This window comes from Cloacibacterium sp. Arc13 (genome assembly GCF_041431305.1).
Lineage (GTDB): Bacteria > Bacteroidota > Bacteroidia > Flavobacteriales > Weeksellaceae > Cloacibacterium > Cloacibacterium caeni_B.
Window position 1 is genome coordinate 1 of sequence record NZ_JASMRM010000004.1, and the last position, 21192, is coordinate 21192.

A 21192-nucleotide genomic window follows, 5' to 3' on the forward strand; every position below is an offset into this window, starting at 1 on the left:
ATTAAATGTAAAGCTAAATGTAAAATAGGTATTTAGGCTGTTTCTATTTTTAATAATTTTTATTTAGGACAGTATTGAATTGTTACTAATGATTTAAAATCGCTTCATATACTTTATAGTAAAATATTAAAAAAAATTGACAAAATTGAGGTTGATGATCAAATTGCAGATTACAAAAATCAAATAATAACTGACTTCATAGACTATGTTAATATAGCTTTAGAGCTTTCATTGACTTTAAACCCAATTATTTCGAATTCAATTATCGAGAATCAAAATTTTGTTAGTGATAAAGAAAAATTTATTCAAGCTATATCAAATTTTAGAAAAAGCCTTTTAACAAGGCATCATTATTTAGTCTATCCTTTTTTAATTCTTACGAATTACTATACTAATACAAATAAATCTGTGTTAGCAAATGGTTTGTTTCATAAATTATTAAAAGATGATGACTTTGATTTAGATTTAAAACTGATTGAATTTAGATGGAAAATTCCAAGATGGATTTACTTACAAGAAATAAATTTCTTTTATATACTTCAAAGTATCAAAAGTTACAATTTAGAAGATAATTTATTTTATTCAAAAAGAGAAGACACATTTATCAATAAATATATTGAAGATTCTGAAACACTATATAAATCTGTAAATAATAAAAGTATTTCAAAATCAATTCAAAGTTTTAAATATAAACAGTATACAGATAAAGTAACAGATAAAATAAAAATTTTCTCAGACATTATTTCTGTTTCCGAAAAAGAAAAAAGCATTTCAAAAATCAACATTGGTCTATCAAATTTCAAAGTTATTTATAATGAAATTGAAAAAGCAATTTCCGATAAATCAAAAGTTTATAAAGAAAAAAGAATTAAACATATTAAATTACTAAATCAAGCGGAAGAAGAAAAAGTTGATTTACTCATTTTACCCGAAACATGTGTACCTATCGAATGGCTTTATTCATATTCTGATGAAGGAAGACGTAAAGAAAGAGCTTTTATTTTTGGTATAGAACATTTCACATACAACAATTTTTGTTTTAATTTATCAATTTGCATTTTACCTTTTGAACAAGGTAAAGTAAAGGACTCATTAATTATTCCTCGTTTAAAAAATCATTATTCTCCAGGAGAATCTAAAGAAATATTAACTTATGGAAAATCTATCCCAAAACCTTTAACGGCTTTTTATCATCTAATAAAATGGAGAGGAATACAATTTACACTATATAATTGCTATGAACTTGCAGATATATTACATCGTTCAATTTTCAGATCTGAACTAGATATAATGTTCGCTATAGAATACAATAGAGATATAAACTATTTTAGCAATATCGTTGAAAGTGTATCTAGAGATTTACACTGTTATTTTGTTCAAGCTAATACATCTGATTATGGTGATTCTCGTATTATTGAACCTAGAGATACAAATAGAATGAATCCTGTAAGAGTTAAAGGTGGACAAAACAATGTTGTATTAAAATATGAAATCAATATAGAAGAATTACGCAAATTTCAGTCAAAGAGATTACCATTTCAATTAGACGACAAATCATTTAAAACAACACCACCTGATTTTGACCATGATAAAGTAAAATCACGTGGTAAATAAACTAGCTAATAAGAATATTACAAAATGACATTTTATGTGCAAAATTTAAAGTTAGTAATTTTATTATTGCATAAACCATTTATAATTCCATTTTTTAATTTATTAAATAATATAATTTTAATACTTAATTAATATAAATATATCAATGTTTCTCAAATAACAAAAAGGCTTACTGAAATTCAGTAAACCTTTGTTGGATTTATAAAAAAGTAAGGGGTTTAATTGTTTTTTTCCTTTAAGGTGTTGAAAATGATTAGAATGGAGATTAAAATGAGTACAGAGATTCCAAATAAAAATTCATTGGCAAAGGGAATGGCTACATATTTTATCGAAAAAATGCCCATTAATCCCAATAAAAATTCATTTAGAAAAACACTCAACAAAAAATATTTTAACCCAGCATTTAATCTTGGGCTTGTTTTAAAATTTTGAAGGACTTGACTCAATAAAAAAGTCGCAACGCACATCAGTAAAATCAAGTGTAAATAGGCAATCACCACGTTTCTAAAACCGAACGCAAATTGAGAAACCGCTGGAATGACAGAACCCAACTGCAATAAAATTTTCACCGCAAAAGCAAAGCCTACATAGATGAAAACAAATCTCTGTAAAGCATTGGTAGTGGTTTTTATCTTTGGCCATTGGTTTTTTATCCATTTGAAAAATACAAAAGCGCCATGAGTTTGAACAAGTGTTGCTAAAACAATTACCAAATAAATGAAAACAGGCAGTTTCAACCATAAAACCGATAAACCGAAGCCTATGAAACAACCTATGAACAACAACCCAAATATCATTTTGTTTTCTGTTGAACTGATTAGAATTCCTTTTTCTTTCAGGTGATAAAAGAGCAATCCTAGACATGAAAAAATAAAAAATCCGTTGTACTGAAAATGCAGATAAAAATAGGTAGACGCTAAATATAATTCCTGTACCACGTTTTTACTCGCCATCATATAACTCAATGTAAAAACGCCTAATGATGACAATACCGCAAAGAAAAAAGCCGCTAAAAACCAAATTTTGGAAGTTTCCTGAAGGTTTTTAAGGTCTCTGTACAAGAAAAAATAGTACACAAAACTATTCAGCAAAGCGATGGTGGAAAAAATGATGGACAGCCAAAAATATCCTGCATAGAGAAAACTCAGCAGCATTCCGTAAGAAGCGAAAAAATTAACCCCAATCAATATTTGGTATTTATTCATCTGAATTCCGATTACGGTTTTGCTCAAATATTGCGCTACTAAAATGTAAATGCACGAAGTGATGAAGCCGTAAAAAGCAAAATGAGAATGCGCTTCTTGCAGATGTTTTTGTTCTACAAAAGGCAAAGAAAAGGCAATTTTATAGCGCATCAACACGCCTAAAATCGCAACGATTACAAAACTGAAAACTGAAAACTTAAGTAAAAATGCTTGATTTTTCATGCTCTAAAATTAGAACATTTCAACCACTTATTCTATGATTGTAATCACAGCGACTAGAAATAAATTTTACCATTTCTGATTTCTAACTTGCCGTCTCTTTCCATTTTTTTTACAGTTCTGATGATGGTTTCGGTTCTGAGACCCGTCATATTCGAAAGTTCTTTTCGGGTGATGTCAATCAGGATTTTTTCTTCGCCACAGCTTTTTTGCTTTTTATAATCGCAGAGTTGGCTGAAAATTCTGTTCTCAGGATTTAGGAACACAATATTTTTAATAGAATTGCTTTTGTTGATGGATTTTTCGGCAATAGACTTGGTAAATTCTATGAGTAAATCTGGTTTTTGTTTGAGATAATTGAGGAAATTATCTTTGTTGATTTTATAAACTTCTGCACATTCTGAAGTCACCACTACATTTCCCGGAAAAGGCCTCCCTAACAGAACAGCTGGCTCCCCGAAAAAACTTTGGTCAAACACTTTGTGTTGCAAAAATTCTTTTCCTTCTTCGGTAAAGTGAAAGACAGAAAGTTCTCCTTTTACCAAATAATAAAACGAATGCGAATGACTTCCTTCACTGTGAATTAGGTCATCTTTTTTGTATTTTTTTAACTCAGCATTTGTGTTAAAACTAAATTCTTGATCTATAATAAAACTCATCTCAAACCATTTTAACTTTCTGCAATTTACAAAATATAAATGACCTTTACTAAAGAATTTTAAAAAGACCGTAACGGTCTTATTTCGAGATAAAAAAGCGCTCAATTCTACAAATTGAACGCCTTTTTAACAAAAATTTTAAAACAATTTCTTATCTCCAACCGCCTCCTAAAGCGCGGTATAGTTCTACTCCTGCTTGTAATTTGGTATATTGAGCATTGGCAATATTGATTTCGGCATTCAATTTATTCACGTTGGCATTCAGCACTTCTAAATAATTTGCCATTCCGTAATTCACCAATTCCTGAGAAAACTCTACCGATTTATCATACGCTGATAATTCTTTTTTCTTAAAAGCGATGAATTGGTCTTGTGCATTGTACATTTTCAAGGCATCTGAAACTTCATTTCCAGCATTCAGAATCGTTTTTCTAAAATTAAGATAAGCTCTTTCCTGATTGGCCAAACTTACTTCGTAATTGGTTTTGATTTGTCTTTTGTTCAAAATCGGTTGAGCCAATCCTACCAAAACATTGGCAAAAACAGAATTGGCACTGAATAACTTGTCAATATCTACCGATTGCACTCCAGTACTTCCTGTGATTCTAAGGCTAGGGTAAAACTGTGCTTTCACAGCATTGGTGAGTTCAAAAGCATTGATGAGGTTAAATTCTGCCTGTTTCACATCAGGACGATTCGCCAAAAGTGCACTTGGATAACCTACGTCTGTATTGAGTGCAAAATTCTGTGTACTGAGTGACGTTCTTTCGATTTCGTGAGATGGTTCACCCATTAACAAAGAAATGGTGTTCTCTAGCATCTGAATTTGAACGTCTAAAGTCACCAAAGAAGCTTCGGCGTTATACACCAATGCTTCACTTTGTTGAACCGCCACTTCCGAAACTATTCCTGCTTCTTTTAATGCTTTAGTGGTTTCTAAATTCTTTTTGCGAATTTCTATGGTATTGCTGAAAATTTTCTTCTGTTCATCAAAAGTTAAGAGTTGATAATACGCCGTCGCAATAGAAGCCACCAAATTGCTTTTTACATTTTGATGCGCTGCAACAGAACTCAGATATGCAGCATATTGCGCTTTTTCCTGTCCTTTTAATTTTCCCCAAAGGTCGAGTTCCCAACCAAGATTTGCAGTAATATCAAATTGATTGATGTATCTTCTTTCTCCCACAATTTGCCCAAACTGGGTATTGAGCGAAGAAGTATTAAAAGAATAATCAGGTCCCACTGAAATGGTAGGTTGATACGCTGCTTTTGACTGTTTTAGATAGGCTTCTGCACTCGCAATATTTTGCAAAGCGATTCTGATGTCTAGATTATTTTCTAAAGCTTTGGCGATGTGATTTTGCAAAACAGCATCGGTAAAAATTTCTTTCCAAGAGAGATTTGCCATGCTTAGACTGTCTTTTGGCAAGGCATCTGTTCTGAAAAGCTTTTCGTCTACCACATCGTTAGCTCTTTGGTAATTCTGTCTTGTGTGACAAGACACCACCAAAAAACTCACGAAAAATATAAGAATGATTTTATGGATTGTTATTTTCATAAACTTCGTTTTTAAATTATTCAGACAGATTAATCTCTAGTTTTTTAGGCGGTGTGATTTTTTCTTGTAAATATTGGAAAATCACGAATAATACAGGAATTACCACCAATCCTAAAAATGTACCTATCAATAAACCTACAGCTGCTCCTGTTGCAATCGAACGGTTTCCTACTGCACCAATTCCTGTTGCGAAAATCAGAGGTAATAAACCAAAAATAAACGCAAAAGAAGTCATTAAAATCGGTCTTAATCTCGCTTTAGCAGCATTGATGGCAGACATGACTAAGGTTTCTCCGTGATGACGTCTTTGAACGGCAAATTCTACAATTAGAATGGCATTTTTCGCCAATAAACCTACCAACATGATTAAGGCAATCTGGAAGTAAATATTGTTTTCTAAGCCTGCTAATTTTTGACCTAAAAACGCTCCCATCACTCCTAATGGAAGGGAAATAATCACAATTAGCGGTAAGATATAACTTTCATATTGTGCGGCTAAAATGAAATATACAAATACTAAACTCAAGAGGAATATCAACAGCGTCTGTGAGCCAGAAGCTAATTCTTCTCTTGACAAACCTGTAAATTCTACCTCATAGTTTTGGTTGAGTCCACCTTCAGCCACTTCTTGTACCGCTCTAATTGCGTCTCCGGTACTGTAACCCGGTGCATTAGACCCAGTAATTTTCACGGAAGTGAATAAGTTGTAACGGCTTACTGATTGTGGACCATAGGTTTTTTCTAAGGTTACAAACTGAGAAATCGGCGCCATCACTCCAGATTTGGTTTTCACGTATAAGGCATTTAAACTTTCAGGAGATTTTCTCGCATCTGGTAACGCTTGCACCATTACTCTAAACTGTTTTCCATATTTGGTAAAATCTGCCGCATAAATTCCACCGATGTAACCTTGCATGGTATTTAAAATATCCGTCACCGAAACGCCAGATTGCTCTGCAACGGGAACATTAATCGACATTTGATACTGAGGATACTTGGTATTAAAAGAAGTCTGCGCAAATTCAATTTCGGGTCTTTCTATGAGTTTTCCGATGAATTCTTGCGTCACTTTATCCAAATCAGCATAATCACCACCCGATTTATCCAGTAAAACCGCTTCAAAACCTGCACTGCTCCCAAAACCTGGAACAGAAGGCGGTTGGAAAAACACTACTTTCGCATCTGGAACCGTAGCTGCCATTCCGAAGAGTTTTTTGGTAATGTTTTCTATTTTTTCGTCGTCACCGGTTCTTTCTTCAAAAGGCTTTAATCTGATGAAAGCCAAACCATTATTGCTACCGTTTCCTGATAAGAAACCTCTTCCCGTAGAAATGGTTACGTTTTTCACTCCCGGAATTTGTAAGGCTTTTTGTTGAATTGCTTTCAAAGCATTATAGGTTCTTTCCATGGAAGCTCCTGCAGGAAGTTGAACATCTGTAAAAATGATTCCACGGTCTTCATTCGGAACGAAACCTTTTTTCATGGAAGCATTTGCCCACCATAAAATTCCCATGGTAATGACAAAAATAATAACGGTCACTTTCTTGTGTCTGATAAGATATACAAAAGCTCTTCCATAACTGTCTGTAGATGCTTTGAAGCCTGCATTAAATCTGTGGAAGAATTTTCCCATGGTGGTTTTTTCTTCGTATTCTTTATCGTGATGTTGAGGTTTCAAAAATAAAGAACACAACACTGGACTCAATGTTAATGCGTTGATTGCTGAGATTAAAATCGCCACGATTAAGGTAATCCCGAACTGTTTATAGAATACACCGGTAGGTCCTTCAATAAAAGTCACGGGAATGAAAACGGCAGCCATTACCAAAGTAATCGAGATAATTGCTCCGGTAATTTCGTGCATGGCTTCTATGGTTGCTTTTTTAGCATCGCTGATGCCGTGTTCCATTTTGGCATGTACTGCTTCTACTACTACGATGGCATCATCTACCACAATACCAATCGCTAACACCAAGGCAAAAAGCGTCAATAAATTCAAGGAATATCCCAGAAGATTCAGGAAGAAAAACGCCCCTATAATTGATACGGGAACTGCAATTGCGGGAATCAATGTAGAACGGAAATCTTGCAAGAAAATAAATACTACGATGAATACCAAGATAAACGCTTCAATTAAGGTATGTACTACTTTTTCGATAGAGGCATCCAGAAATTCATTGGTGTCAAAGTTTACGGTATAATGAATGCCTTCTGGGAAGTCGCTTTCGGCTGTTTTAAGGTAAGCTTTAATATCGTTGATGATGTCTTGTGCATTAGAACCCGGCGTTTGAAAAATCCCCATACTGATGGCTGGAGAATTTCCGTTTTCTCCTCTTCCTGTATAAGATTGCGCTGCCAATTCTACTTTAGCCACATCTTTCAGCATGAGGTTTTGTCCGTTTCCTAAAGACTTAATGATGATGTTATCATACTGTTCTTTGCTGTTGTATTTCCCAACGTATTTGATGATGTATTCAAAAGAACTTCCACTGTTTTGTCCGATAGAACCTGCTGCCGCTTCTCTACTCTGTTCGTTTATCGCTGCGGTAACATCTGTAGGATTCAGTCCATAAGCTGCTAGTTTATTGGGGTCTAGCCAAATTCTCATGGAATAATTCTTCCCACCCATTACGTTGGCATCACCTACTCCATTAATCCTTTTGATGTTTGGAATAACATTGATATTCAAATAATTCTGAAGATAAACATCATCTATTTTTTTATTTTCTGAGTAAAAAGAGAGGTACATCAGCGCACTGGTTTGTTGTTTTTGTGTTACCACTCCAGAACGCGTTACTTCACTTGGTAAAAGCGGTGTAGCTCTGGCTACTCTATTCTGCACGTTTACCGCAGCAATATCTGGGTTTACTCCTTGTTTAAAAAATATCTGAATGTTCGCCGAACCATCATTTCCCGCAGAAGAAGTAATATAGCTCATTCCTTCTACCCCGTTGATTTGTTCTTCTAAAGGCACTACTACACTTTTCATCACCGTTTCTGCATTGGCTCCTGTATAATTCGCCGATACGCTTACTGTAGGAGGTGCGATATCTGGATATTGAGTCACGGGTAAAGCCATCAATCCCAGCACCCCTAAAATAACGATGAGAATAGAAATTACGGTTGATAAAACCGGTCTGTTGATGAAATTCTTTATCATTAGAAAAGCGGTTTTATAGATTGTACAATGCTATCAAATTTTGCAGGTTTTGGAATAATTGCCGTTCCTGGTTTTAGTCCGCCAATTCCTGCAGCTACTACTTTGTCACCTTTGTTTACGCCAGATTTAATGATGACCATATTATTAATTCTGTCCTGTACTTCAATCACTGTATTTTTAGCGGTATCTTTTTCTACTTTGAATAGGTAAACCATGCCTTGCTGTTCATAGGTAGCACTTTCTGGAACCACTAAAGTATTGTCATAGAATTTAGGAAATCTGATGGCTCCACTGTTTCCGTTGGTGAGCAATTTAGAAGGATTAGGAAAACCTACTCTGAACTGAATGGTTCCTGTAGCTGGGTCAATTTGACCTGTTACCACTTCTATTCTTCCTTTTTCTGGATACAGACTTCCGTTGGCTAATTCCAATTCTACGTTGGGTAGATTTTTGATTTTCTCAGGAACAGTAGCTCCGTAAGATTTTTCTAAGAAATCTAAATATTCTTTTTCATTCATTGAGAAATATGCATATACAGAACGGGTATCTGAAATGGTAGTCAATGGTGTAGCATCCGAAGGCCCTACCAAACTTCCTACTTTCAGTGGCAGTTTTCCTACAATTCCTGAAATAGGCGCTCTGATGATGGAATAATTGATATTCGCCTGTACTGATTTATAGTTGGCAGATGCTTGTTGCTGAGAAGCCACTGCTTGTGACAGTTGCGCTTGTGCTCTGGCTAAATTTGCTAAAGCCGTCTGCAATTGTACATTGCTGATGATATTTTTTTCTACTAAAGGTTTTAATTTATTCACCTCCACTTGCGCAGCATTTACGGCTGCTCTCGCCGCAGAAACATTGGCTTGTGCCGCAGTAATTCCAGATTTTGCAGCATCTGCATTTTCACTTAGCATGTTGGTTTCTAGTCTGAAGAGCGGTTGACCAGCCGTTACATATTGGCCTTCATCTACTAAAACCTGAGTAATATATCCTTGAATTTTTGCACGAACATCATTATTTACTACTCCTTTTATCGCAGCAGGATAGACATCATATCCTGTTACGTTTCTGGTTTCTACACTGATTACGGGATAAGGTTTTGGACCGTCTTTTTTTTCTTCTTGTTTTTTACAAGAAATGACTGATAGAATTGATAAGATGAGGAGTAAAAAAATATTTTTCATATGATTCAATTTTTTCATAATTTATAATTTGTCTAATGTTTCCTGAATATTGGCAATGTTTTTTTCTAACAGTGATTTGTACAATATATAACGTTTGTCATACTCAACATTGTCTACGCGAGTTCTTCTAAACTCACTTAATTGGTCTAAAATTTTTATCTCTCGTTTCATTCGCGTTACAATTTCTTCGAATCTGATGTTGATAAATCCTTCATTAATGAGGAAATACCGCTTTCTTTCATCCATTTTATTGAGTGATTTGATGAGTTCTGCATTGAGCAAGAAATTAATGCTAGAAGAGATAGAACTTTTGCTTGCACAGAAAGTTTCTACCAATTCATCAAAGCATAAACCCTTTCTTTCGAAGTCGAAAGCAAGGTAAGCGTAAATTTTTGCAGAAAGTGGTGGCATATCAAAGAGTTGACCATAGAAATCTACTAATTCTTGATATACTTGTGGTTCTATTTGTAAACTATTTTTCATTTAGAAATGAATTGAGGCGCAAATTTACCAATTAGTTCGGAACTAAACGAACTAAAATAGATAGATTTTATCAATTTTTTTGGTGTGTAGGTGATGAAGTTATGGGTTATGGGTTATGGGTTATGAGTTATGAGTTATGGGTTATGGGTTGTTTTATAGAAATAATGAAAATTTATTTTATGTTTAGAAAATTAAAAAATTTTAGAAAGCAATTTTTTATTCATTTCGTTTTGTAAAATATTTTTTAAGAATATTTTTGCTTTTCCATTATAAACCAGAATCTCATGATCCGAACTTATTTTAATTCTTATCATCTATTTAATGAAGAAGAAATTAACCAAATTGAAGAGCTTTCAGTCAAAAGGAGTTTAAACAAATTGGATTTTTTCATGAAAGAAAATGAAATTTGTAAAGAAGTCGGATTTATCGTCAGTGGTTCCTTGCGTTCTTTTTACACCACTCCCAGTGGAGAAGAAGTTACGTATTGCATTCATTTTCCTCAGCATGTTATCACTGCTTATTCTTCCTTTATTACTGGAGAAGCAACTCAAGAAAACATACAAGCGATTACTCCTGTAGAACTTTTGGTTTTTCCTAAGAACCTTATTTTGGAATTAGAAGCCCAAAGTCATCATTGGACCAAATTCCTAAAAACGATTGCAGAAGAGCAATATATCGCACTTGAAAAAAGAATTTTTCAACTCCAAAAAACAAGTGCTAAAGAAAAATATATGGATTTACTTACCAATCATCCCGAATATATTCAGCAAATTCCATTGCAATACTTGGCATCATATTTAGGCATTACCCAAAGACATTTAAGCAGAATTAGAAAAGAAATTACTTTTTAGACAAATGTCCTACAAAAGTAATTACCGTACTCCTATTTTTGTCTTTCAATTTATATCAAGCAAAAAATGGGTAAAAAAGTATTGATTATTAATGGGCATCCTAATGGAGGTTCATTTAATTTCGGAGTTGCCACTGCATATGAAAATGGGGCACGTTCGGTTGGGGCTGAGGTAAAACATCTTGTAGTTTCAGAATTAAAATTTAATCCAAATTTAGAATTTGGTTATCAAAAAAGAACGCCATTAGAACCAGATCTTATCGCAGCTTGGGAAGCCATACAATGGGCAGAACATCTGGTTTGGGTTCATCCAGTATGGTGGGGTGGTTTACCTGCCATTATGAAAGGATTTATAGACCGTCTGTTTTTGCCAGGTATGGTTTTTCAATATCGAGAAAATTCTATCCAGTGGGACAAATTACTGAAAGGCAAAACGGCTCATATTATCACAACCTTGGATCAACCTAGTTGGTACTATCGTTTGGTTTATGGTAGACCCAGTGTGAATCAATTAAAAAAATCTACTTTAGAATTCTGTGGAATATCTCCAGTAAAGGTTACTTACTTAGGAATTGTAAAAACTTCAGATTTTAACGTTCGAAAAAAATGGCTTGAAAAGATAGAACAACTCGGGAAAAAATTAAAATAACCTCATCATGGTATTGTACAGCATAATGAAGCTTAAGGATACACTATCTTTTTCATGTAGAATAAATTTTGTTTCTTTGGAATTTATTTCACAATAATTTTGATTTCATTAAGAATAAAAATGCTTTGTTTACTGTTAATGAATGAGATATTAACTTTCTCTCCAAGTCTTTATGTTTTACTTTGGTCAAAATTTTGGATTTTTTATTGGTTCATTACAAGAAAATATCACTCACAAGCATTATGCATTGCAGGTGAGTGTTTCTTTTCATTCTTCATTGCGACTACAAGTAAAAGGAAAGGATGAAATTTTTGGTCAGGCTTTTCTCATCAATTCAAAAGTAGAGCACCAATTGCAATGTGAAGGTCTACAAATAACTTTACTGATAAATCCTCTCAGCAGTATTGGACACCAATTATTTTTGATTCTTGATACATCAGAATTTTCTATTTTGCCAGATCCCATTACGCTTCTCTTTCAAAATTTATTAAAACAGTACACTACCGATCTTCCTCAAGAAGAAATAGCACAATCTATTTCAGATATTCTCCGAGAATACTCCTGTCTTTGCGAAAATGAAAACCATGTTCAAGATGATAGGATCATAAAAACGCTTTCTTTACTGGAACATCACTTTGATGAAATACTAAGTTTGGAAGCGGCAGCAGCGTTTTGTCATCTCTCTCCTCCTCGTTTTTTACATTTATTCAAAAAAAAAACTCAACTTAATTTTAGAAGATATCAACTGTGGAATAAGACCATCAAATCTTTACCATTTTTGGCTCACCATTCTATCACCCATACAGCTCATGCGTTTGGTTTTACAGACAGTTCCCATTATACCAGAACTTTCAAAGAAACCTTTGGCTTTTCACCTAAATTTTTTGTTTCTAAAAAATAGCCAGTTTATACAATTTTAAGACTTTGAGGATTCTGAATTTTGCAGTGTAAATGATTACATGGTAAAATATTCAAATGATTAAATCTCTTAAACACCTCTTATTATGAAAGCTTATTTAAAAGAAACTTCTATTCTAAATTATTCCTCACCTTCAATTCAATCATTCATCAAAAGTAAAAATTGGTTGGCTTTACCTCCTGTAGAAAGGGTAAAAACAATTTATAACTTTGTAAGAGATGACATACAGTTTGGTTACAATATATCTGATGACATCTCTGCCACGCAAGTATTACAAGATGGATATGGACAATGCAACACCAAGGCTACTTTACTTATGGCGCTTTTGCGGGCAGTGGGTATTCCTAATCGCATTCATGGGTTCACCATAGACAAAGCTCTACAAAAAGGTGCTATCACTGGTGTCTGGTATTTACTTTCTCCCAAAAACATTTTGCATAGTTGGGTAGAAGTCTTTGTTGAGGAGAAATGGTACTCTATGGAAGGTGTTATTCTAGACAAGGCTTATTTAAGCCAGCTCCAACAAAAAAATCAAGATTGTACAACTTCATTTTGCGGTTATGGAGCTTATACAGATGATTTAAAAAACCCACCTATAGAGTGGAATCTTAACCATACTTACATTCAAGACAAAGGCATTAATCAGGACTTTGGAATTTTTGATACTCCCGACGATTTTTATGCAAAACATCAACAACAAATGAGTTTTTTCAAAAAATTTATTTTTCAAAAGTTTGTAAGAAATATTATGAACAAAAATGTAGCTACTATTAGAAATCGTTCTTAAATTTGTAAAATCCCAAGAAAGAGAGTAAATTTCCTTCTCGGTACTTCGCAAATCCGCCGAACTGTTATTTGTCAGCATTAGAGACACGTCTTAACCAAGAACCTTTTCTTAAATTATAAATTAATATTTAACAATCAACATTTATGAGCGAACAAAAAAGAGACAACAATGATAGAAAAATTGTTGGTATATCAGGTCTCAAAATGAATAACTCCTCAATAACTGAAACTAAAATTTCATCTTCAAATCCCGAAAGCGGAAACGTTGGAATATTTGACACTGAAATGACAGATTCTAAAATTTCAAAATTAGTTATATCCGACAAACAACTTTCAAAAGAAAACAAAGAAGAGTTAAAAAGTTATTGTATTGAAGATGCAGAAATAAATGAATTAAATGAAATTATTCAGGAAAATAGTGGTGATAAAAATTCATTAAAAAGCAAAGTATTAAAATGGGTTGGTAATGTAACTTCATCGATGGTAGCGAAAGGGCTTTATGATAACATTCCAAAAATTATTGAATTTATTGGTAAAATTATTTAATAATAATGCCGAACGAACAACAGCAATAAAAATTCCACATCTCTCATTTAAACACATAAAAAAGCCAACTTATCGTTGGCTTTTCTTTTTACAATGTTTTTTTAGCATTTATGGAATCAATGTAGAATTTTTCACTTCAAAAGTAGATTTTGTGGTGTACGTTTTTCCGTAACGGTCTTTGGCTCTTACTTCTACTTCGTGGGTTCCCAATTCTAATTTTCTAGAAAAAGGAGCCGTCCAAATGTGCTTAGAAGCTTCTGGATTACTTGGTCTTCTTCCTGTGAACAGTTCTTGTGTAGTATCCCATTTCAATACATCATTGGTGTAATCTGGGTCTATCGATTCGGTATAATCCATTTCTTTCCATTCACCATTATCTATTCTGTATTCCACCTTATCATGTTTGCTTCCCATAAAGAAATTGGCTACAATCCTTGCTGCATTTTTCGTTTTGAAAGGAATCACTTTTGGTACCCAAAGATTGATTTGATAATCTTCTGGTTTTCCTGCTACTTTATACGTGATTTCGTACTGATTGTCATTGAAACTCACAAAAGAATATCCTCTTTCTGTTCCGTCTCTCATCACCGATTTTGGTACGCCTAATTCATCTACCGTTCCAGAATACCAATCTCCAGAAGTGGTTCCTGCATTGAACTCATGAATCGGTTTGATGCCTTCCCAACCTTCTTTTTTTCCGTAGAACAATTGGGTTTGCTTGTGTGTATGTGCAGACATCATCAATACATTTTGGAAAGGCTTTAAAATCTCAAACAATCTTTTTCTGTCTTCCATTCTAAAGTGTTTATCTCCGTCATTTTCTGGCGTCAACTGAATATGGAATGAAAACACCACCAACTGATTAGGATTTACGTTTTTCAAGTCGTTTTCTACAAAATCCAACTGGTCTTTTCTGAACCCGCCCCAATAGCTTTTTCCATCTCTTGGGTCTGGATACAAAATATCATCCAAAACAATGAAGTGTACATTTCCGTAATTGAAAGCGTAATTATTTGGCCCAAAATTCGCTTCGAAAGTTTCGTCTGACAGTTTATCCTCTTTTGCTTCGTAGTTCATGTCGTGGTTTCCCATCACATTGTACCAAGGCAAACCGATTTCTTTAACCGCATCAATGTATAGCGGATGTAAACTCAAATCATCTCCTACCAAATCTCCTAAACTGATGCCAAAAACCGCATCTTTCTTATTGTTTTTCACTTCATTGATGATTCCTCTTCTGAAATAATCAATTTCTTTTTCATCATACGGTTGAGGATCACCAAACACCAGTACTTTGAACTGTGTGTTTTCCTTTTGTGCATAGAGTGGAAAGTTGATTTCTTTTGGCAATTTTCCTGTAGGTTTTACGCCAGCATATTTCATGTCTTTTGGCGAACCTTCAGGTTTATGAATGTAATAAAATTGTGGCAACTGCGTGTTGCTATTCGGCGTAGCATAATTGGTTGGTTTGATGACGAAAATAATATTGTCATTTTCTACAGGCAAAATATATTTTCCCGTTTCATCTGTTTTTACCACTTCTACTCCATTGGAAACAGAAACGTTGGCAATTCCTTTTTCTTTACGGTCTTTGATTCCGTTTTTGTTGGCGTCCTCGAAGACATATCCTGTTGCTTGTTGCTGTGCGAAAGAAAATGCAGCACACAAGAAAAGCATTAAAAATGATTGTTTCATTGGTTGATTTGTAATTTTATGAGAGCATATTCAATGGTTATGAAGCTATTCTCTGGATTTATTGATATTTAAAAATACATCTGGTGTATTGGTGGTTACGAATTGAACACCAGCATCATACAATTTTTTATAGATTTCTGGGTCATTTACGGTCCACACATTCGTGATAACGCCCAAATTTTTGGCTTGTTCTATCCAATCTTGGTGTTTTTCTAAGAATACATTATAATGATAATCTACGCCATCAATTCCTAAATTTTTAATCTCTTGTGGCGAAAGATCACCTGCGAGATATTGCACCAAGGCTTTAGGATTTTTCTTTTTTAATTCTTTGGCAATATGCAGACTAAAAGAAATATACTCCGTCTGATTTTGCAAATGAAATTTTTCTACCATTGCCAGCGTTTTTTCTACCATTTCGGTTTCCAATTCTGGAGTTTTGGCGGGTTTAATCTCAAGGATGAGTTTTACCGCTGATTTTTTGCCTTGCTTCAAATACTTTTCTAAAGTAGATAGATTTTCTCCGTTTGAGAGTTTCTGTTTCTTCAAACTTTTAAAATCCATAGCTGCAATTTCCACCCCATTGATGTGTTCATCATGGTTGATGACCAAAACGCCATCTTTGGTCATTCTCACATCGAACTCACTGCCATACACTTTCAATTGTTGAGCATTTTTAAGCGCTGCAATAGAATTTTCAGCAGTTGTAGGATTGGTTTTCCAGAAACCTCTGTGCGCAATCACTTGAGTCTGTGCGTGGTAAAAATTAGCGCCTATTAAAGTGGCCAAAAGAATTAATTTTTTCATATTGAATATCGTTACAAATCTTTTACAAATCTAATCATCACTTGTAAAAAATGTATTCTTTTTTTAAATTTTTATTGATTCCACCAATCTTTAACGTTGATATTATCTCCTCCTAATGATTGAACTGCTGCGTTATAATTAGCGCTGTTCAATATTTTTGGTTGCGTAGGATATAATAATCTCTGAGGCATTTTACCGTCATTTAATAATCCGCCATTATTTGGCAATATTGGGTAACCTGTTCTTTTTTGCTCAAACCACTGTTGCTGGTCTACAAAGAATAGCGCTACATATTTCTGCAACATAATTCTTTCTAAAGTTCCATCATAAGCCACTTTAGGATTGGCAAAATAATTGGCTGGAACCACAGCTCCCCATTGTTCAATCGCTGCTTTTACCCCGTTTTCATAATACGTTTGAGCATTTCCTGTGATAATTCCTTTGAATGCTAATTCCGATAGAATGAACTGCAACTCTGCATAAGGTAAAATCAAGACTTTCAGCGGAGCTTTGGCTAAATTCTGGTTAAAGTTTGAAGGCTGATACGTAAACGTAGTTCCGTTCATGTAAGCAACTGGAGCACCTTTGTACCCGATATTTTGGTTATTGCTTAAGTTTTTCGCTTGCGTGAAAAACTGCGCCATTCTCGGGTCTTTGTTATCATTCAATGTATTCACAAAAAACTCCCCTACCGCTCTATAAGAAGTAAAATCTTGAGGTCTTGCCAATGGCGGAAGCATAGGTGCTACACCCGTAACATTCATCAAGGCACTTTCAGCATTGCTCTGAAAAATTGGGTAAACGGTAGGATTGTTTACTATTTCTTGAATTCTTGCATAGACATCTATTTCTCCGTTTTTCTTTAAAATTCTGGTTAACAATCTTAAAGATAACGTGTTACAGAATTTTTTCCAATACGTGATTCCATTGACATCATTATTTGCATTATAGAATAAATCTTGTCCTGCCAAAGTGGTATTGGTTACAAAAAGAGCATTTGCTGCTTTTAAATCGTCTAATAATTTAACGTAAATATCTTTTTGCTTATCGAATTTCGGTTGGGTGATGCCATCTTCCACTCTAGAAGCTTCTGAGAAAGGAATATCTCCAAAAGTATCGGTAAGGTTAGAATACAACCATGCATTCATCACCATCGAAATCGCCTGATAGTTTTTATTGTTCTGCTGAACCGCCAAATCTTGCATTTGTTTTACTTGCATCAGCCATTTATAAGAAGTGTTCCAATAGGAGTTTCCTGTAGATTCTGTTACATAATATCTTGAAATATTATTTCCTTCTCCCGGGAAATCTATTGCTATCTGCATGATATCAAAAGTGAAATCATTGGCTCTCAAATAGGCATTAGAAGCCATATTGTATTGAATAGGCGCCAATAAACTGGCAGGTGTAGGCTCTATAATCTTGCTGGTATCGGTATTGATTTCCTCAAAAGACCTGCTACATGAAGCAACTGCTAAAGAGATTACGCAGAACGCTACTGCTTTTATCCATATATTTTTCATAGTTATCGATTAGAATTTAGCATTAAGTTGAATTCCTACAGTACGGGCAGTAGGAAGTTGCCCTATTTCTACTCCCGGAGTAATTGATGAATCATTCAGCGTAGCTGCTTCTGGGTCAAACAGTGGGAATTCGGTCCACATCCATAGATTTCTTCCGAAAAGTGAAACACTCAGGTCAGACATTTTAAGCGACTGCACGATTTGTTTAGGGAAATAGAACGTGATATTGGCTTCTCTTAGTTTAACATAAGATGCATCAAATGAGTTAGTTTCCACATTAGCTCTTCTGTAATAATCTGCATAGTAAGAAGTTAGAGTAACTGCTTTGGTATTCTGAGAGAAAGATCCATCTGGATTTTGAACCACTCCCACTCCTACAATTGTACCGTTAGGATTATCTCTTCCTACTAAAGTATGGGTAAGTTTTCCTTGTTCAGACATTTTATGGTGAGACTGTGAGTAGACTCTACCTCCGTATTGTCCGTCAAAAGAGAAACTTAAAGAAAAGTTCTTGTATTTAAAAGCGTTTTGTAAACCTCCTCTCCATTTTGCATAGGCATTTCCTACGTATTCAATTTCTGTAGATTTGGCAGTAAGACCATCACTACCGTAAATCACCTGTCCGTCTGGAGCGTACTGTAATTTATACCCGTACATATCTCCTAGAGAACCTCCTACTACAGCATTAAAGAACACTACTCCCCCTACACTTCCCATAGTATACGGCTCCCCTTGGAATTCTGCCGGTAAAGACATGATTCTGTTTTTATTCATAGACCAGTTGGCGGTAACATTCCATTGGAAATTTTTATTTTTCACTGGGAATGCATTCAAAGTCATTTCTATCCCTCTGTTTCTTACTTCTCCTGCATTGATGGTACGTGTAGAATACCCTGTTTCAATTAATGACGGTACGTTTACAATTTGGTCTTTGGTACTGTTTTGATAAACGGTAACGTTATATGTTAATCTATTTTTGAAGAAACTGAAATCCATCCCTGCTTCAATGTTTTGGTTCATTTCAGGTTTCAGATTAGGATTCTGGAAATTGGCAATATTTTCTGCCGAACCTACAAAATCACTTGTGTTATAGAACTGCTGTAATTTATACGGTTGCGTATCGTTTCCTACTTGAGACCACGAAGCTCTCAACTTCCAATAATTCCAACTTTTAGAATTCATTTTCAAGATGTCTGAAAGAATTAAAGAGGTAGCAACCGAAGGGTAAAAATAAGAACGATTGGCTTTCGGTAAAGTACTGCTCCAGTCGTTTCTTGCGGTAAAATCTACAAACCAAAGGTTGTCATAATTGAATGATGCTAAACCGTAAACACTATTGGTTTCTTTGTCATTCGGTTGAGCAATTCTTGTATTCAAAGAAATTGCATTGGTTAATTGATAAATCCCGGGAACTCTAAGACCGATGGCTCTGTAATCATTCAGCACATATTCATTTGCTCTGATGTTACCCCCTGCTGAAGCAGAAACGCCCCATTTCCCAAAATTATTTTTATACGTAAAAAGTAAGTCTGTATTATACTCAGAATTTTTAATGTATTGTTCGCGATAGTATCCTTGAAGGTAATTGGCAGAACTGTAAGGTCTCTTGGTCGTTCTTTCTTCGTCTGTAATTTCAATACCAGACCTTAGCATCATTTCAAAGTTATTATTGAAATTATAAGTAGCGGTAATATTTCCTGTGATTAATTTTTTGTCTACTCCATTCAGCATTTCATAAGCGATAAGATAAGGGTTATCTATAAAGGTACTGAAAGGGTGAATCTGGTCTACCTGATACTTATCTTTCTTCCAAATCGGTTCATACCAAGCCAAATCAACGTTTGGATTCTGGAAAATCATGAAATAAGAAATCGATTGGTTATTGTATCCTGTAGAAGGTAAATTATCACTCTTGGTATAATTGTAGGCAAATTTAGTGGCCACTCTTAACTTCTTGCTTAGTTTATGATCAAAAGACAAAGCATAATTAAATCTGTCAAAACCCGTATTAGGCATCATCCATGTATTGTTTACCATTCCTAATGAAGTACGGAAAGAAGTTTTATCATTTGAACTTTCTATACTGATGCTGTTAGAATAAGTAGTTCCCATTTGCCAAAACCCTTTAACATTGTCTTTGTAAGGTCTCCACAATTGTCTTTCTAAACTTTGTCCTTCTACTGTTGGGTCATATTGAAAATAATATTGCCCATCGAATTTAGGCCCGAATGCGCTACTGGTTCCACCTGTACTCACTCCATCAGCTGAAGCGCCATAAGAATAGTAAAACTGACCTGCTGAATTTTTCGCCAATGTTCCTTGACCGTATTCATATTGCCAATCTGGCCATTTCAAAACGGTATCAAAACTTGTAGAAGAATTAAGTGTTACTCTTATTTTTCCGTTCTTTTGTTTGCCTGATTTTGTGGTAATCATGATGGCTCCATTTGCACCTCTAGAACCATATAATGCAGAAGCGGTAGCACCTTTTAGAATCGTAACATTCTCGATGTCATCTGGATTAATACTGTTAAAATTGTTCCCGTAATCTACAGGCAAATCACCTCCAGAACCCGCTCCATACGCTGCATTTCCAGTACCTGTATTGGTTCCACCCAATGGCACTCCGTCTACTACGATGAGTGCTTCGTTGTTGTCCAAATTCATGGAAATACTTCCTCTCAAGGTGATTTTAGAGCTTCCTAGAGGACCTGCACCTGCCGTTTGGATTTTAAGCCCCGCCACTTTTCCTTCTAACGCTTGTGCCCAGTTGTTGTTTTGTGTTTTTTCAAACTCTTCTGAAGACACTTTTTCTGCAACATAGCCTAGGGATTTGTCTTGTCTTTTGATTCCCAAAGCAGTTACTACTACCTCGTCTATGTTTCTCACGGAATCTAATTTTGCTTTCTTAGATTGCGCCTGTAAATGGCTTACACTTACCAGACCTATAGCAGCTAATAAAATAATCTGCTGTGTTCGTTTTTGCATTATACTTTTTTTTAAGCTCAAAAGTATTCTAATGCAGTCGTTAAGTATTTTAACAAACTTTTAACATTCTTTAAATTATTCGTCAACTAAATTTTAATCAAAAATGAATATTATTTTGCTGGAATATTAAAGTTGAGAAGCTCAAAATGGCTAAAGCACTCATCTTTGGGAGATTGATGATTTAACATTGAAAGAAGCTTTTTAAGAAAAGTTAATAAGAGAATTTGAAAATATGAAAATGAGGGAATTTAAGGAAGGTTATGATAGTTATAAAGGTTATGATGGTTATGATGGTTATAATGGTTATGATGGTTATGATGGATATGAATTTTAGTTTTTTAATAGTG

General features: G+C 34.6%; 16 protein-coding genes. 6 read left to right on the forward strand and 10 right to left on the reverse strand.

Translation table 11 applies throughout. The annotated features are described in order from the left end of the window. Nucleotides 1-408: 408 nt before the first annotated feature. A complete protein-coding gene (locus tag QO190_RS04615; protein ID WP_371461827.1) occupies nt 409-1614 on the forward strand; it encodes a hypothetical protein in 1206 nt (401 codons plus the stop codon). Between the two features lie 218 nt (nt 1615-1832). On the opposite strand, the gene QO190_RS04620 is transcribed toward QO190_RS04615, so the two are convergent. The 6 genes from QO190_RS04620 to QO190_RS04645 form a co-directional block, all read right to left on the reverse strand. Continuing rightward, complete coding sequence (locus QO190_RS04620; protein WP_371461826.1) at nt 1833-3041, reverse strand: hypothetical protein; 1209 nt, start codon at nt 3039-3041, stop codon at nt 1833-1835. Nucleotides 3042-3094: 53 nt separating this feature from the next. Next, entirely contained in the window at nt 3095-3697 is a 603-nt protein-coding gene (locus QO190_RS04625; protein WP_371461825.1) for a Crp/Fnr family transcriptional regulator, read from the reverse strand. Nucleotides 3698-3848: 151 nt separating this feature from the next. Beyond that, nucleotides 3849-5255 carry a TolC family protein gene (locus QO190_RS04630; protein WP_371461824.1) on the reverse strand — a complete coding sequence of 469 codons (1407 nt, stop codon included), beginning with the start codon at nt 5253-5255 and terminating at the stop codon, nt 3849-3851. A gap of 16 nt (nt 5256-5271) precedes the next feature. After that, the gene (locus tag QO190_RS04635; protein WP_371461822.1) at nt 5272-8415 is read right to left on the reverse strand and encodes an efflux RND transporter permease subunit; all 3144 of its coding nucleotides are present in this window, start codon (nt 8413-8415) and stop codon (nt 5272-5274) included. Further along, on the reverse strand, nt 8415-9599 hold the full coding sequence (locus QO190_RS04640; protein ID WP_213195820.1) for an efflux RND transporter periplasmic adaptor subunit: 1185 nt from the start codon (nt 9597-9599) through the stop codon (nt 8415-8417). The genes QO190_RS04635 and QO190_RS04640 overlap by 1 nt, the downstream gene beginning before the upstream one ends. A gap of 21 nt (nt 9600-9620) precedes the next feature. Further along, nucleotides 9621-10082, reverse strand: a complete 462-nt coding sequence (locus QO190_RS04645) for a transcriptional regulator (protein WP_371461821.1) — start codon at nt 10080-10082, stop codon at nt 9621-9623. A 284-nt stretch (nt 10083-10366) separates the two neighbouring features. Here QO190_RS04645 and QO190_RS04650 point away from each other — a divergent pair, with 284 nt between their 5' ends. The 5 genes from QO190_RS04650 (at nt 10367) to QO190_RS04670 (ending at nt 13832) form a co-directional block, all read left to right on the forward strand. Further along, entirely contained in the window at nt 10367-10933 is a 567-nt protein-coding gene (locus tag QO190_RS04650) for a Crp/Fnr family transcriptional regulator (protein ID WP_104793560.1), read from the forward strand. Between the two features lie 66 nt (nt 10934-10999). Further along, a complete protein-coding gene (locus QO190_RS04655) occupies nt 11000-11581 on the forward strand; it encodes an NAD(P)H-dependent oxidoreductase (protein ID WP_371461819.1) in 582 nt (193 codons plus the stop codon). Nucleotides 11582-11753: 172 nt separating this feature from the next. Further along, nucleotides 11754-12482 carry a helix-turn-helix domain-containing protein gene (locus QO190_RS04660; RefSeq protein WP_371461818.1) on the forward strand — a complete coding sequence of 243 codons (729 nt, stop codon included), beginning with the start codon at nt 11754-11756 and terminating at the stop codon, nt 12480-12482. Between the two features lie 103 nt (nt 12483-12585). After that, entirely contained in the window at nt 12586-13287 is a 702-nt protein-coding gene (locus QO190_RS04665) for a transglutaminase family protein (protein WP_371461817.1), read from the forward strand. A gap of 143 nt (nt 13288-13430) precedes the next feature. After that, the gene (locus QO190_RS04670; RefSeq protein ID WP_371461816.1) at nt 13431-13832 is read left to right on the forward strand and encodes a hypothetical protein; all 402 of its coding nucleotides are present in this window, start codon (nt 13431-13433) and stop codon (nt 13830-13832) included. A gap of 108 nt (nt 13833-13940) precedes the next feature. On the opposite strand, the gene QO190_RS04675 is transcribed toward QO190_RS04670, so the two are convergent. From QO190_RS04675 to QO190_RS04690, 4 genes are all read right to left on the reverse strand, one after another. Further along, a complete protein-coding gene (locus tag QO190_RS04675) occupies nt 13941-15527 on the reverse strand; it encodes a calcineurin-like phosphoesterase C-terminal domain-containing protein (RefSeq protein WP_371461815.1) in 1587 nt (528 codons plus the stop codon). A 45-nt stretch (nt 15528-15572) separates the two neighbouring features. Next, entirely contained in the window at nt 15573-16334 is a 762-nt protein-coding gene (locus QO190_RS04680; protein WP_371461814.1) for a glycerophosphodiester phosphodiesterase, read from the reverse strand. A gap of 71 nt (nt 16335-16405) precedes the next feature. Beyond that, entirely contained in the window at nt 16406-17857 is a 1452-nt protein-coding gene (locus tag QO190_RS04685; protein WP_371461812.1) for a SusD/RagB family nutrient-binding outer membrane lipoprotein, read from the reverse strand. A 9-nt stretch (nt 17858-17866) separates the two neighbouring features. Continuing rightward, nucleotides 17867-20845 carry a SusC/RagA family TonB-linked outer membrane protein gene (locus tag QO190_RS04690; protein WP_371461811.1) on the reverse strand — a complete coding sequence of 993 codons (2979 nt, stop codon included), beginning with the start codon at nt 20843-20845 and terminating at the stop codon, nt 17867-17869. Nucleotides 20846-21192 lie beyond the last annotated feature (347 nt).